The following is a 14,131-nucleotide window of genomic DNA, read 5'->3' as shown; positions in this document are numbered from 1 at the left end:
TTCAACTCCAGAAAGTAAGGGGTGAAGCATTGCCGCGATAGCCGACAAAGAACGAAAGGCTCAAGCGCGGATCAGCCACACCCGGGGTCACCGAGTGCATGCAGCGCGAATTGAACATGATGAAATCACCCGGCTCGGGAAGAATCTCCAGGGTCGGAGTCCCGAGCAGCGCCGGATCGATGCCGTAACTGTCGCCACGCATTTCGTCGAACTGGTCCGGGGAGATGTCGTGGTCCCACATCTGCAGTGCCCCGCCCTCGGTGGGCATGTTCAGGTAAACATTGCAGGCGAACTGCGCTTCAAGGCTCTTGGCCTGGTAACTGTCCGGGGCGTCCTTGGCGAAAATGTCGTGGTGGGCCAGAAAACAGATCCCGGGTTTCACAACCCGGGACAGCCCGACATACATCTTGCGACCGTAGAGATTTTCCAGGTGCGCACCCGCCGGCCAGGACTCGTCGAGCATGCAGCGCAGGGTGTCGACGGGGGACGAATAGGGCGCACACCGGTTGCGCAATTCCGCAATGTTGCGGGTGGCGCGTTCGAAATAATCTTCGATCAGCAGCGGCTGGTTTTCCGCTTCATAAAACGCCATGCCGATGCGACCGATGCTCGGCGCATTGATATAGCCTTCGAAGCCAGGGGCAAGGATCTTGTCGCCAATCTGAATCGCCAGTGGCTTGGGCAACAAGCCTTTGACGCGGATGGCGAGGACTTCTTCGTTGGCCAGTTTTTTTATGCACGTCTCATCGAGACGCTCGACGTCAAGCATCATGTCTTAGGTCCATCTAACAAATAGTCAACAGAACCCGCGACCGCAGGTTCCCCCGGCGTCAGGCGATGACAGGAACGGCATCGCCCAAATGCTCAATCCACGCTGTAGTGGACTGACAGCGTTCCCTTCTTCAGTGAAAGGGAAGCGATCGTGACCGTGCCCAAATCCTTCAGGCTACGTACATGGGTGCCGCCGCAGCCGTAGGCGGGCAGTTCACCGAAACCGATTTCCCGGGCGCCTTCACGCATCGACGAGAGGCGCGGCAGATCTTCAGCGATCCACTGCTCGATGCCGAGTTGAATCATCTCGGCATCTACCTCTTTTGCCGACTCTGCCGGTTTGAATTGCACGCGTCCTTCGCCGGGCCAGTGATGAGCCTTGATCGGCATCCAGCCCATGGCCTGGACGAAGTGGCCGATCAGGTGGCCGGCGGAATGCATGCGTGAATTGAACTGGCGGCGTTGTTCGTCGACCCGAATCTGAGTCATGCCCGGTTTTATCGGATGGTCGACAAAATGAATGATCCGGTCCGGATCCTGAACCACGCGCAGCACCTGGCTTTCGCCGATCCAGCCGGTGTCGAAGGGCTGTCCACCGCCTTGGGGATGAAACAACGTGGCGCGCAACACCACGGCAAATTCGTTCTCGTGGGGCGTGCAATCCAGGACTTCCACATTGGCCTTGAGGTCATCACTATGGAAAAAGAGGCGAAGCGTCATATTCCATGCCCTTATTAAAAATTCTATTTTTTATTATATGGAGCGTGGAATTGCGTGATAATCCGTTCAAACATCAAAGGACTGTTGCGCTGTGAGCATAAATCTTCCACTACCGCTGCTTGGTGAAATGGCGATTTTCGTCAAGGTTGTCGAGACCGGCAGCTTCTCCGAGGCCGCTCGCCAGTTGGGCTCTTCCCCTTCGGCGGTCAGTCGAAGCATTTCGCGCCTGGAGAAGGCACTCGCCACCCGTTTGCTGCAACGAACCACGCGCAAGTTGCGCTTGAGCGACGGTGGTGAAGAGGTGTTCACGCGATGCCAGGAGATGGTCAGCGCAGCCAAGTCGGTGATGGAGATCAGCGGTCAGTTCACCCAGGAAGCGGAAGGACTGGTGCGGGTCAGTGTGCCGAAGGCGGTGGGGCGTTTCGTGATTCATCCGCATATGCCGGAATTTTTGCGTCGTTATCCCAAAGTGGATGTGGAGCTGTTGCTTGAAGACCGCCAGGTGGATTTGATCGACGACAACGTTGATCTGGCGATTCGAATTACAGATCGGCCGCCCCCTGGACTGGTCGGCCGGCAATTGCTCACCATCGATCATATGCTCTGTGCAACGCCGCAATACCTGGCCGAACACGGCACACCGACCCATCCCCACGACTTGCTCAACCACAGCTGCATCTATCTGGGCGAAACCCCGAGCGATGCCCGCTGGAAGTTCAAGAAAGGCACCAAGGCTGTCACCGTCGGCGTGCGCGGACGTTATGCGGCCAATCACACCGGCGTGCGCTTGGGCGCAGTGTTGCAGCACATCGGGATTGGCAGCCTGCCGTACTTCACCGCACGTTATGCGCTGGAGCAGGGGCTGATCGTGCAGGTGTTGCCAGACTGGACCTTTCTGGCGTCATACCACGGCGGTGCCTGGCTGCTGCATTCGCCAACCCGTTATCTGCCACCGAAGTTACGGGTGCTGATCGACTATCTGGTGGAGTGCCTGGAAAAAGAACCGACCCTGAGCAAGCCGGGCAAGCCCAGTGCGTTGGGAAAAGTCGCTGCGCATTATGAGTTGCCCGAGAGTGATGGATTGCTTTGACGGGCCCCTTCGCGGGCAAGCCTCGCTCCTACAGGTTAGTGCCGTACGTAATTGCGCGAACGACATACATCTGTAGGAGCGAGGCTTGCCCGCGAAGGCGTCCGCCCAGTCACTGCCAATCATTCCGTAAAAAAAAGGCCCGCATGTTCAACCATGCGGGCCTTTTGCATTTCTGACCGAGGATCAGTGCTTGCTGTCGTCTTTCGACATCGCCAGCAGCTGTTTTTCCTGGTTCCAGTCGAAAGGTTCGTCGTTTTGTTCAGCTTCGAAACGACGTTCCTCCAACGCCTGGTACAAGTCGATTTCATCGTCGGGCATGTAATGCAGGCAGTCACCGGCGAAGTACCACAGCAGGTCGCGCGGGACCAGGTGGGCGATTTGCGGGTAGCGGGTGATCACCTGGCACAGAATGTCCTGGCCCAGGTACTGGCTTTCGATCGGGTCGACCGGCAGCAACGCACGCAGTTCGTCGAAGCGCTCCAGGAACAAGGCATGGCTTTCTTCGGGAACCTGTTCGGCCTCACCTACGGCGACCAGGATGCTGCGCAGGTGGTCGAGCAAGACAAGATGATCGGCAACGACATTGGACACGAGATAAGTCCTCAAGAGCAAAACGGGCGCGGGAGTATAAAGCTCTCGCGCCCATTTTTACAGGATCAGCGGACCTTTCCGTCGGCCAGCGCGAGTTCGTCTTTGTCGAAATCATCGACATCGATCACCTTGCGCCGCGCCGCTTCGGCGTCACGCAGGGTCTGCGCCTCCACGGGCTGCAACACGCCCGCCTCAAGCGCTGTATCGATGACGTTTTCTCCGGCGACCGGTTTGACCTGTCCGCTTTTGAGCGCGACATGAAGCTTTTTACGCAACGGTTGCGCGGCACTCAGCAGGTTACACGCATGTTGCAGGGCGCCGACCGGGTCATCAGTGGATTGCGGCCGGTAGCAACCGCCGAGCAACTCTTCCAGGGTTGGATCGCCCTTGGCGCGACCGATCACCGCCGCCACTTCGGCGCCGAGTTTGTCCGATGGCCCTTTGTGGCGACGACCGAACGGGAACACGATCACCCGCAACAGGCAACCCAACACCTTGTTCGGGAAGTTGGTCAGCAGTTCATCCATCGCTCGTTCCGACTGACCCAGACTTTCTTCCATGGCCCAGGTAAACAGCGGTGCCATGTGCTCCGGCGAATCGAGGTCGTGGTAACGCTTGAGTGCGGCGGAGGCGAGGTACATGTTGCTGAGCACATCCCCAAGACGCGCCGACAGACGCTCGCGTCGTTTCAATTCGCCGCCCAGCAGCATCATGCTCAGGTCGGCGAGCAGGGCGAACGCAGCAGCCTGGCGATTGAGGGCACGGAAGTAACCCTGGCTGAGCTTGTCGCCTGGCGCGTGTTCGAAGTGACCGAAACCAAGGTTCAGCACCAGCGTGCTGGCGGCGTTACTCACGGCGAAACCGATGTGCTTGAGCAGCAGGCCATCAAACTCTGTGAGGGCCTGGTCCTTGTCTTCACGACTGGCGAGGGCCATTTCCTTGAGCACGAATGGATGGCAGCGAATCGCGCCCTGACCGAAGATCATCAGGTTGCGCGAGAGAATGTTCGCGCCTTCCACGGTGATGAAAATCGGCGCGCCGTTCCAGCTGCGACCGAGGTAGTTGTTCGGCCCCATGATGATTGCCTTGCCGCCATGAACATCCATGGCGTGGCTGATGCACTCGCGGCCGCGTTCAGTGAGGTGGTACTTGAGAATCGCCGACAGCACCGACGGCTTCTCGCCCAAATCCACCGCATTGGCCGTGAGCATCCGCGCCGCGTCCATCATCCAGGCGTTGCCGCCGATACGGGCCATCGCTTCCTGAATCCCTTCGAAGGCCGACAGTGGAACGTTGAACTGTTCACGGACCTGAGCGTACTGGCCGGTCACCAGGCTGGTGAACTTGGCGGCGCCGGTGCCGACCGCTGGCAACGAAATCGAACGCCCGACCGACAGGCAGTTCATCAGCATCATCCAGCCTTTGCCGATCATTTCCTGGCCGCCGATGAGGAACTCCAACGGTACGAAGACGTCTTTGCCGGAGTTCGGGCCGTTCATGAATGAAGCGCCCAACGGCAAGTGACGGCGGCCGATTTCAACACCGGCGGTATCGGTCGGGATCAACGCCAGACTGATCCCCAGGTCTTCCTCCTCACCCAGCAGGTGGTCCGGGTCGTAGGCCTTGAACGCGAGGCCGAGCAGGGTGGCGACTGGTCCCAGCGTGATGTAACGCTTTTCCCAGTTCAGGCGCAGGCCCAAGGTTTCCTTGCCTTCCCATTCACCTTTGCAGATCACCCCGGTGTCGGGCATGGAGCCGGCATCGGAGCCGGCCAGTGGCCCGGTCAGTGCGAAGCACGGGATGTCATCGCCGCGCGCCAGTCGTGGCAGGTAGTGGTTGCGTTGCTCGTCAGTGCCGTAATGCAGCAGCAGTTCGGCCGGACCGAGGGAGTTGGGGACCATCACGGTGGACGCGAGGTCGCCGCTGCGGGTTGCCAGTTTCATCGCCACCTGAGAGTGGGCGTAGGCGGAGAAACCTTTGCCGCCAAACTCCTTGGGAATGATCAGGGCGAAGAAGCCGTTTTCCTTGATGTAGGCCCAGGCTTCGGGAGGGAGGTCCATGTCTTGACCGATCTGCCAGTCGCTGACCATGGCGCAGAGTTCTTCGGTCGGGCCGTCGATGAAGGCCTGTTCCTCTTCGCTCAGCTGCGCTTTTGGATAGGACAGCAGTTTTTTCCAGTCCGGGCGACCGCTGAACAGTTCGCCGTCCCACCACACCGTGCCCGCATCGATTGCATCGCGTTCGGTTTGCGACATCGGCGGCAGGGTTTTCTGGAACCAGCTGAACAGCGGTGCGCTGAAAAATTTGCGGCGCAGGTCGGGCAACAACAAAGGCGCAGCCACGGCCGCGATCAGCACCCAGAAAATCAGCAACAGCCAGCCTGGCGCGTGGCTGAAAGCGCCCATCACCACCACGTAAACGGCAACGACGCACAGGGCAGGCAGTGGCGCGATGCGTCGGTGGGCTAAATAGGCAATCCCGACAACCAGAACCAGTATCCACAACAGCAGCATATTTAATCCTCCGTGAAACCAGGGCAAAACCAACTTTCAGAGCTTAGACGGCATCCGCAAAACAGGTTGGTCAGAGCGATGTGATTGAATTCGTGGGAAACCATGGATGAGTTTTGTAGGCCTTGCGGGCAACAGGCCTCGGAAATCGTTCGTTGGGCGGGCGGCAAAGCGTCCATGTTTGGCCGAAACGTCGTTATCTCTGTGCTGAGCGTGTCGCTAGACTCGTGGCTTCCCCAGGAGATTGTTCTCATGCACGAGTATCTGAGTCCCGGCCGCTTCATCGATAGTGACCACCCGTCGGTGGTGGAGTTCGCCGAAAAACATCGCGGCAGTCATCGCGATCCTCTAGAGCAGGCGATCAATCTCTATTACGCCGTGCGCGAAGCCGTGCGTTACAACCCTTACACCTTCAGTCGCGACCCGGGCACCTTGCGCGGTAGTTATGCGTTGGCGGCGGGGGAGAGTTATTGCGTGCCCAAAGCCACGCTGCTGGCAGGTGCGGCCCGTCATTGCGGGATCCCTGCACGGATCGGCCTGGCGGATGTGCGCAATCATTTATCGACGCCACGTTTGCTTGAATTGCTCAAGAGCGATGTGTTCGCCATGCACGGCTATACGGAGCTGTATCTGAATGGTCGTTGGGTCAAAGCCACGCCAGCGTTCAACCAAGGCTTGTGCGAATTGTTCAATGTCGCCCCCCTGGAATTCGACGGAATCAACGACAGCGTTTTCCATCCGTTCAATCGCGACGGCGAGCAATTGATGGAGTACCTGATCGATCACGGCCAGTTCACCGACGTGCCTGAAGCGTTCTTTTTCGAGCATCTGGAGAAGTGCTATCCGCATCTGTTCAGCGACACACTGCCCGTGCTGCTGGGTGACATGCAGAGCGATTTGAGTCACGCCTGATCCGGCGTATGCTGCCTGCGCATTCATCCATAAAGAGGCGGTCATGCTGAAGATCTGGGGTCGGAAAAACTCGTCGAATGTCAGAAAATCTTTGTGGGCCGCCGAGGAGCTGGGCCTGGCTTATGAAGCCATCGATGCGGGCGGCGCCTTTGGTGTAGTCGATACGCCTCAGTACCGCGCGATGAACCCCAATGGTCGCGTGCCGGTGATTGACGACGATGGTTTCGTGTTGTGGGAATCCAACGCCATCGTGCGTTACCTGATGGCTCGCCACGCCAACGGCACCGCCTGGTATCCAGAGGATCTGCAAGCCCGGGCCTCTGCCGACAAGTGGATGGACTGGGCCACTTCAAGTTTTGCCGGGCCGTTCCGCACGGTGTTCTGGGGCGTATTGCGCACCCCGGAAGACCAGCAGGACTGGCCGGCCATCAACGCTGCGATCAAGGAGTGCGATGGCCTGCTGTCCATGGCTGATCAGGCGCTGGCGACCCAACCGTACCTGTCCGGCGATGAGATCGGCATGGGCGACATTCCTCTGGGCAGCTTCATTTATGCCTGGTTCGAGATGCCGATCGAGCGCGCACCGCAGCCTCATCTGCAAGCCTGGTATGCGCGACTGAAACAGCGTCCGGCGTATCAGAAAGCGGTTATGACCGCGTTGACTTAATACTCACTATCGACACACTTGACTGTACTTGTGTGGCGGCGACAAGCACCATTGCGCTCGTGCGCCGCGGTTGTATTAGTCGCCGCCCGCCCTGATTTGTCCCTTTCTTCCCTTCTTGGTGCGTAAATCCGATATGAGTTCCGCTCTGTCCATCCGGCAGCTAACCAAAACCTACGGCAACGGTTTCCAGGCCCTGAGTGGTATCGATCTGGACGTCGCCGAAGGTGACTTTTTCGCCTTGCTCGGCCCTAACGGCGCCGGCAAATCCACGACCATCGGCATTCTCTCGACCCTGGTGAACAAGACCAGCGGGACGGTGAATATCTTCGGTCACGACCTGGACAAGAATCCTGCGCAACTCAAGCGCTCCATCGGCGTGGTTCCTCAGGAATTCAACTTCAACCAGTTCGAAAAAACCTTCGACATCGTCGTGACCCAGGCCGGTTATTACGGCATCCCGCCGAAAATCGCCAAGGAACGCGCCGAGCAGTACCTGACCCAACTGGGCCTGTGGGACAAGCGCGATACGCCATCGCGTTCACTGTCCGGCGGCATGAAGCGTCGACTGATGATCGCCCGTGCGCTGGTTCACGAACCGCGTCTGCTGATCCTCGACGAACCGACGGCGGGTGTGGACATCGAACTGCGTCGCTCGATGTGGACGTTCCTCACCGAGTTGAACAAGAAAGGCATCACCATCATTCTCACCACCCACTACCTGGAAGAGGCTGAGCAGTTGTGCCGCAACATCGGCATCATCGACCACGGCACCATCGTCGAGAACACCAGCATGAAACAGTTGCTCGGCCAACTGCATGTTGAAACGTTCCTGCTCGACCTCAAAAACACTGTGCAAACCGCGCCGCAGTTGCTCGGTTACCCGACCAAGTTGCTCGACAGCCACACCCTTGAAGTTCAGGTCGACAAGGCCATGGGCATCACTGCGCTGTTCACCCAATTGGCGCAGCAGAACATCGAAGTGTTGAGCCTGCGTAACAAAACCAATCGCCTCGAGGAGTTGTTCGTGTCCCTGGTGGAGAAAAATCTGTCGAAGGTGGCGGTATGAGTTCCGAGCTGCAACCCAACCTCGTTGCCCTCAACACCATCGTTTACCGAGAGGTCAAGCGCTTTACCCGGATCTGGCCGCAGACACTGCTGCCGCCGGCCATCACCATGGTTCTGTACTTCGTGATCTTCGGCAATCTGATCGGCCGGCAGATCGGTGACATGGGTGGCTTCACTTACATGGAGTACATCGTGCCGGGGCTGATCATGATGTCGGTGATCACCAACTCCTACGGCAACGTGGTCTCCAGTTTCTTCGGCAGCAAGTTCCAGCGTTCCATCGAAGAATTGATGGTGTCGCCCGTGTCGCCGCATACGATTCTGATCGGCTACACCCTGGGCGGCGTGCTGCGTGGCTTGATGGTCGGGCTCATCGTGACCCTCCTTTCGCTGTTCTTCACCAAGTTGCAGGTGCATCACCTGGGCGTGACCGTTCTGGTGGTGGTGCTGACGGCGACGATCTTCTCGCTGCTGGGCTTCATCAACGCCGTGTTTGCGCGCAACTTCGATGACATCTCGATCATCCCGACGTTTGTGCTGACACCGCTGACCTACCTGGGCGGGGTGTTCTACTCGATTTCGTTGCTGCCGCCGTTCTGGCAGACCGTGTCCCTGGCCAACCCGGTGCTGCACATGGTCAACGCTTTCCGTTACGGCATTCTTGGCGTTTCTGACATCCGGATCAGCGTGGCGATCACCTTCATGCTGGTGGCGACCGTGGTGTTGTACATCGGTTGCGCACGGCTGCTGGTCAGTGGTCGCGGGATGCGCACGTAATCGCGCACTGCTTAATCAGAAACGGCACCTCAGGGTGCCGTTTTTTTATTCTTGCATTCGTCTTTTCTGGCGCCGCCGCCACTGCCGTCCGACCCACCAGCGCCAGTACATCATGGTCAGGCAATAGGCGAGCGCGCCGAGCACCAGTCCCGTCACCACCGAACCGAGTAAAAACGGCTGCCAAAGAGTCGATAGTTCGCCGCTGATCCATTCCCAGGTCAGCTCGTCCGGTAAATGGCGGGTGGGAACGTCCATCAGCCAGGCACCGGTCTGGTAAGTGCAGAAGAACACCGCCGGCATGGTGATCGGATTGGTCAGCCAGACCAGGCTGACCGCAATCGGCATGCCATGGCCCGTGCGACGGAATGGCGGTTGAGGTGCCAGAGGTTCGGGTCATGCAGCAGGGTGCCGAGAAAGCGTAAGGACTTGTGTTCCCTGATGCTGGTCGGGTCTGGCATGTAACGTTTGAATAAGCGCCGGGGCATAAGGCTTCTCGGTCGGTTAAGGCGGCAAGTATGTCTGGATTCTATGACCCGCCCATTCAGACTTTGTGACAATTAATAACGATGCCCGTGCGATTAGCCGGCTATGCCTAGGAGGGGACTCTCAAGGACGGGCGTATGCGCACAGGGATGATGGCGCTGGCGTTGGGTCTGTTGATCCTGCGTTTTTTACCGGTATTACCGCCGGTCTGGTTATGGATGTTGCTGCCGGTAATCGGTTTGATGGTGCTGCCGTTTCGCAGCTATCCACTGGCATTTTTCCTGTTCGGCTTCAGTTGGGCAGGCGCGAATGCACAGTGGGCGCTGGATGATCGGCTGCCGATGAGCCTCGATGGCGAAACCCGTTGGGTCGAAGGGCGGGTGACGGGATTGCCCCAGAACAATGAGGCCGTCGTGCGTTTCGAGTTGGCGGACGCCTGGTCGAGGCATGGCAAGGTGCCGCAACGGATGCGCCTGGCCTGGTATGACGGGCCGCCGGTCAACAGCGGCGAACATTGGCGACTGGCGGTCAAGTTGAAGCGTCCTGCGGGGCTGCTCAATCCCCATGCTTTCGATTACGACGCCTGGCTGCTGGCGCAACGCATCGGCGCTACCGGGACGGTCAAGGCTGGCGAGCGGCTCAAGGAAGCCCAATGGGCCTGGCGCGACGGCATCCGTCAGCGCTTGCAGGCCGTGGATGCCCAAGGGCGAACAGGCGCGCTGACGGCGTTGGTGCTGGGGGACGGCGCCGGACTGAGTCGCGAAGATTGGCAGGTGCTGCAAGACACCGGCACCGTCCATCTGTTGGTGATTTCCGGACAACACATCGGGTTGTTGGCAGGGCTGGTGTATCTGCTGATCGCCGGGCTGGCCCGTTATGGCCTGTGGCCAAAACGCTTGCCTTGGCTGCCGTGGGCCTGTGGACTCGCGTTCGCGGCCGCTCTCGGTTATGGGCTGCTGGCCGGTTTCGAGGTGCCAGTGCGGCGGGCCTGCGTGATGATCGGTCTGGTGCTGTTGTGGCGCCTGCGATTTCGTCACCTCGGCGCCTGGTGGCCGCTGTTGCTGGCGCTCGACGGTGTTTTGCTGCTGGATCCACTGGCGAGTCTGCAACCGGGTTTCTGGCTGTCGTTCGCGGCGGTGGCGGTGTTGATCTTCACCTTCGGTGGTCGGCTGGGCCCATGGCGTTGGTGGCAAACGTGGACCCGCGCCCAATGGCTGATCGCGATCGGTCTGTGCCCGTTGCTGCTGGTGCTCGGGTTGCCGATCAGTCTCAGCGGGCCGGTGGCCAATTTGCTCGCGGTGCCGTGGATCAGCCTGGTGGTGCTGCCTCCGGCATTGCTGGGTACGTTGCTTTTACCCCTTCCTTACGTGGGCGAAGGGTTGCTGTGGTTGGCGGGAGGTTTGATCGACCTCTTGTTCAACGGCCTGACGCTGATGGCCGGGTACTTGCCCGCGTGGGTGCCGGTGGCCATCCCGTTGTGGATCTGGGCACTCGGCACACTCGGTGCCTTTCTACTATTGATGCCTCGAGGTGTGCCGTTTCGCTCGCTGGGTTGGCCGATGCTGCTGTTGCTGGTTTTTCCACCCCGGCAGGTCTTGCCTGAAGGCATCGCCGAAGTCTGGCAGCTGGATGTCGGCCAGGGTTTGGCCATCCTGGTGCGCACCCGCCATCACACACTGTTGTATGACACCGGGCCACGTTTCGGCGATTTCGACCTGGGTGAGCGGGTGGTACTGCCGACATTACGCAAACTGGGTGTGAATGGGCTCGATTTGATGCTGATCAGCCATGCTGACGCCGATCATGCGGGCGGCGCCCGGGCCGTTGCCAATGGCCTGCCGGTGAAACGGGTGGTCAGTGGCGATCCCCCGGCGCTGCCGGCCGAGTTGCAGGCAGAAGGCTGCGAGAGCGGTAAGCAATGGGTCTGGGATGATGTGAGGTTCCAGCTCTGGCAATGGTCTTCGGCCAGCGACAGCAATCAAAAATCCTGCGTCCTGCAGATCGAGGCCAACGGTGAGCGTCTGTTACTGACCGGTGATATAGACGCCGCAGCCGAGCAAGCTTTGCTCGACAGTCCACTGGCCGTCACCACCGATTGGTTGCAGGCGCCGCACCACGGCAGTCGCAGTTCATCTTCCATGGCGTTGCTTGCCGGGCTGCAACCCAAAGCAGTGCTGATCTCCCGCGGTCAGGGCAATTCATTCGGTCATCCCCATCCCACGATCATGGCGCGCTATCGAAAGCGCGGCCTATCGATCCATGACAGCGCCGAGCAGGGTGCCATCCGTCTGCAACTGGGACGCTTCAAGCCGCCATGGACGATGCGTCAAGAACGGCGTTTCTGGCGCTCTGCGCAGTAACCCGGAGTGATCAAAGACCGACTGGATGCGACATCACGGTCTTCGGTGCGCTCACCCCCTATGTTAGAGTGGCGCACTTTTTCGAGGGGACTGTCACTGTGTGGGAATTGGTCAAATCCGGCGGATGGATGATGATACCGATCATTCTGAGTTCCATCGCAGCCATGGCGATCGTCGCCGAACGTCTCTGGACCCTGCGAGCCAGCCGTGTGACCCCGGAGCATTTGCTCGGGCAGGTCTGGGTCTGGATCAAGGACAAACAACTCAATAAAGACAAACTCAAGGAACTGCGTGCCAACTCGCCGTTGGGCGAGATCCTGGCTGCCGGCCTGGCCAACTCCAGGCATGGTCGCGAGATCATGAAAGAGTGCATAGAAGAAGCCGCCGCGCGAGTGGTTCACGAACTCGAGCGCTACATCAATGCGCTGGGCACTATCGCCGCCATGGCCCCGTTGCTGGGTCTGTTGGGGACGGTGTTGGGCATGATCGATATCTTCAGCGCATTCATGGGTTCGGGCATGACCACCAACGCCGCCGTATTGGCCGGTGGTATCTCCAAGGCGCTGATAACCACAGCCGCAGGCCTCATGGTCGGCATCCCGGCGGTGTTCTTCCACCGGTTCCTGCAACGCCGGATCGATGAGCTGGTGGTGGGCATGGAGCAGGAAGCGATCAAACTGGTCGAGGTGGTGCAGGGTGACCGCGATGTTGACCTGAATGGGGGCAAAGCGTGAAATTCCGCCGCAAACCGCGGGAAACGGTAGACATCAACCTCGCGTCGCTGATCGACGTGGTGTTTATCCTGCTGCTGTTTTTCGTCGTGACCACCACCTTTACCCGTGAAACCCAATTGCGTGTCGATCTGCCGGAAGCGGTCAGCGGTTCACCTGCCGAAGACCAGCAGGTCAAGCATCTGGACGTTGCCATCAGTGCCGAGGGCGTATTCTCGGTGAACAATCAATTGTTGCCGAAAAACGACCTGGCCTCGTTGATGGACGCGCTGCAAAAAGAATCCAGTGGCGACACCAACCTGCCGCTGTCTATCAGCGCTGACGGCAAGACTCAGCATCAGTCCGTCATCACCGCCATGGACGCCGCCGGCAAACTCGGTTTCAGTCACCTGCGCATGACCACTGTCGAGGCGGCGCCGCCCGCGCCCTGATGGCCATGTCCGACCGCTTGCTCGCCGCGTGGTACCAAGGTCATCCGGCCCTGAAGCTGTTGCAGCCACTGGAGTGGCTGTATCGGCGCGTGGTCAATAACAAGCGCAAGCGTTTTCTGGCGGGCGAGGGCGAGATCTATCAACCGCCGGTGCCGCTGATCGTAGTCGGTAACATCACCGTCGGCGGCACCGGCAAGACGCCGCTGATTCTGTGGATGATCCAGCACTGCCAGCGCAGCGGCCTGCGGGTCGGCGTGGTCAGCCGCGGTTACGGCGCCAAACCGCCGCAACTGCCGTGGCGGGTTGAGGCGGATCAAAGCGCCGATATCGCAGGCGACGAACCGCTGTTGATCGTCCAGCGCACCGGCGTTCCGTTGATGATCGACCCGGACCGCAGCAGCGCCGTCAAAGCCCTGCTGGCGAGCGAGCCATTGGACCTGATCCTGTCCGATGACGGCATGCAGCATTACCGTCTGGCCCGCGACCTTGAACTAGTGCTGATCGACGCCGCACGCGGCCTGGGTAACCAGCGTTGCCTGCCCGCCGGGCCGTTGCGCGAACCGGTCGAGCGTCTGCAAAGTGTCGACGCGGTGCTGTACAACGGTGCCGATGCCGATCGCGACGGCGGTTTTGCCTTCCAGCTTCAACCCACCGAATTGATCAATCTGCAAAGCGGAGAGCGGCGTCCCCTCGATCACTTCCCCGCAGGCCAGGCACTGCACGCCGTGGCCGGGATCGGCAATCCGCAGCGTTTCTTCACAACCCTCGAAACGCTACACTGGCAGCCAGTGCCGCATGCGTTTGCCGACCACGCCGAATACAGCGTGCAGGCCTTGAATTTCACACCGTCATTGCCGTTGGTGATGACCGAAAAGGACGCGGTGAAGTGCCGTGCCTTCGCTGCCGCCGATTGGTGGTACCTGGCGGTCGATGCTGCACCATCGCCGGCCTTCGTGGCCTGGTTCGATACGCAGCTGATGCGCCTGTTGCCGGCTCGTCTTTTGCCTTAAATCCGTTTTTATC

13 protein-coding genes and 1 pseudogene are annotated in these 14,131 nt (G+C 59.6%); 9 read left to right on the top strand and 5 right to left on the bottom strand.

Annotated elements, in window-relative coordinates; genetic code table 11:
- Position 1: 1 nt before the first annotated feature.
- Both QF010_RS24515 and QF010_RS24510 read right to left on the bottom strand, forming a co-directional pair.
- On the bottom strand, positions 2-772 hold the full coding sequence (locus tag QF010_RS24515) for a 2OG-Fe(II)-dependent halogenase WelO5 family protein (RefSeq protein ID WP_033056908.1): 771 nt from the start codon (positions 770-772) through the stop codon (positions 2-4).
- A gap of 92 nt (positions 773-864) precedes the next feature.
- Positions 865-1,491 carry an alanyl-tRNA editing protein gene (locus tag QF010_RS24510; protein WP_429510817.1) on the bottom strand — a complete coding sequence of 209 codons (627 nt, stop codon included), beginning with the start codon at positions 1,489-1,491 and terminating at the stop codon, positions 865-867.
- A gap of 91 nt (positions 1,492-1,582) precedes the next feature.
- Here QF010_RS24510 and QF010_RS24505 point away from each other — a divergent pair, with 91 nt between their 5' ends.
- Complete coding sequence (locus QF010_RS24505) at positions 1,583-2,581, top strand: LysR family transcriptional regulator (protein WP_429510816.1); 999 nt, start codon at positions 1,583-1,585, stop codon at positions 2,579-2,581.
- Positions 2,582-2,764: 183 nt separating this feature from the next.
- Here QF010_RS24505 and QF010_RS24500 read toward each other — a convergent pair whose 3' ends face one another.
- Both QF010_RS24500 and QF010_RS24495 read right to left on the bottom strand, forming a co-directional pair.
- Entirely contained in the window at positions 2,765-3,172 is a 408-nt protein-coding gene (locus QF010_RS24500) for a PA2817 family protein (RefSeq protein WP_008152400.1), read from the bottom strand.
- 65 nt (positions 3,173-3,237) lie between these two features.
- Positions 3,238-5,685 (bottom strand): acyl-CoA dehydrogenase, encoded by a 2,448-nt coding sequence (locus QF010_RS24495; RefSeq protein WP_033056914.1) that lies wholly within the window; start codon positions 5,683-5,685, stop codon positions 3,238-3,240.
- Between the two features lie 249 nt (positions 5,686-5,934).
- On the opposite strand from QF010_RS24495, the gene QF010_RS24490 reads away from it, so the two are divergent.
- The 4 genes from QF010_RS24490 (at position 5,935) to QF010_RS24475 (ending at position 9,103) form a co-directional block, all read left to right on the top strand.
- Entirely contained in the window at positions 5,935-6,594 is a 660-nt protein-coding gene (locus QF010_RS24490) for a transglutaminase-like domain-containing protein (RefSeq protein WP_033056916.1), read from the top strand.
- A 43-nt stretch (positions 6,595-6,637) separates the two neighbouring features.
- Positions 6,638-7,261 (top strand): glutathione S-transferase family protein, encoded by a 624-nt coding sequence (locus QF010_RS24485; RefSeq protein ID WP_429534116.1) that lies wholly within the window; start codon positions 6,638-6,640, stop codon positions 7,259-7,261.
- 133 nt (positions 7,262-7,394) lie between these two features.
- The gene (locus QF010_RS24480) at positions 7,395-8,327 is read left to right on the top strand and encodes an ABC transporter ATP-binding protein (RefSeq protein ID WP_008152392.1); all 933 of its coding nucleotides are present in this window, start codon (positions 7,395-7,397) and stop codon (positions 8,325-8,327) included.
- Positions 8,324-9,103: an ABC transporter permease gene (locus QF010_RS24475; RefSeq protein ID WP_429534115.1), complete on the top strand. Its 780-nt coding sequence runs from the start codon at positions 8,324-8,326 to the stop codon at positions 9,101-9,103. Before QF010_RS24480 ends, QF010_RS24475 begins: the two co-directional genes overlap by 4 nt.
- A gap of 45 nt (positions 9,104-9,148) precedes the next feature.
- Here the strand turns inward: QF010_RS24475 and QF010_RS24470 are convergent.
- Positions 9,149-9,588: pseudogene (locus QF010_RS24470) on the bottom strand (DUF2062 domain-containing protein).
- 135 nt (positions 9,589-9,723) lie between these two features.
- Here QF010_RS24470 and QF010_RS24465 point away from each other — a divergent pair.
- From QF010_RS24465 to lpxK, 4 genes are all read left to right on the top strand, one after another.
- Positions 9,724-11,946 (top strand): DNA internalization-related competence protein ComEC/Rec2, encoded by a 2,223-nt coding sequence (locus tag QF010_RS24465; protein WP_429534114.1) that lies wholly within the window; start codon positions 9,724-9,726, stop codon positions 11,944-11,946.
- Positions 11,947-12,044: 98 nt separating this feature from the next.
- Positions 12,045-12,680 (top strand): MotA/TolQ/ExbB proton channel family protein, encoded by a 636-nt coding sequence (locus QF010_RS24460; protein WP_033056924.1) that lies wholly within the window; start codon positions 12,045-12,047, stop codon positions 12,678-12,680.
- Positions 12,677-13,108, top strand: coding sequence for an ExbD/TolR family protein (locus tag QF010_RS24455; protein WP_033056926.1), 432 nt, complete (start codon positions 12,677-12,679; stop codon positions 13,106-13,108). The genes QF010_RS24460 and QF010_RS24455 overlap by 4 nt, the downstream gene beginning before the upstream one ends.
- Positions 13,108-14,118, top strand: a complete 1,011-nt coding sequence (lpxK, locus tag QF010_RS24450; RefSeq protein ID WP_033056927.1) for a tetraacyldisaccharide 4'-kinase — start codon at positions 13,108-13,110, stop codon at positions 14,116-14,118. The genes QF010_RS24455 and lpxK overlap by 1 nt, the downstream gene beginning before the upstream one ends.
- Positions 14,119-14,131 lie beyond the last annotated feature (13 nt).

Origin of the sequence: Pseudomonas silensiensis (assembly GCF_050434865.1) — a bacterium.
Lineage (GTDB): Bacteria > Pseudomonadota > Gammaproteobacteria > Pseudomonadales > Pseudomonadaceae > Aquipseudomonas > Aquipseudomonas fluorescens_W.
This window is presented reverse-complemented; position numbering and strand designations above follow the sequence as displayed.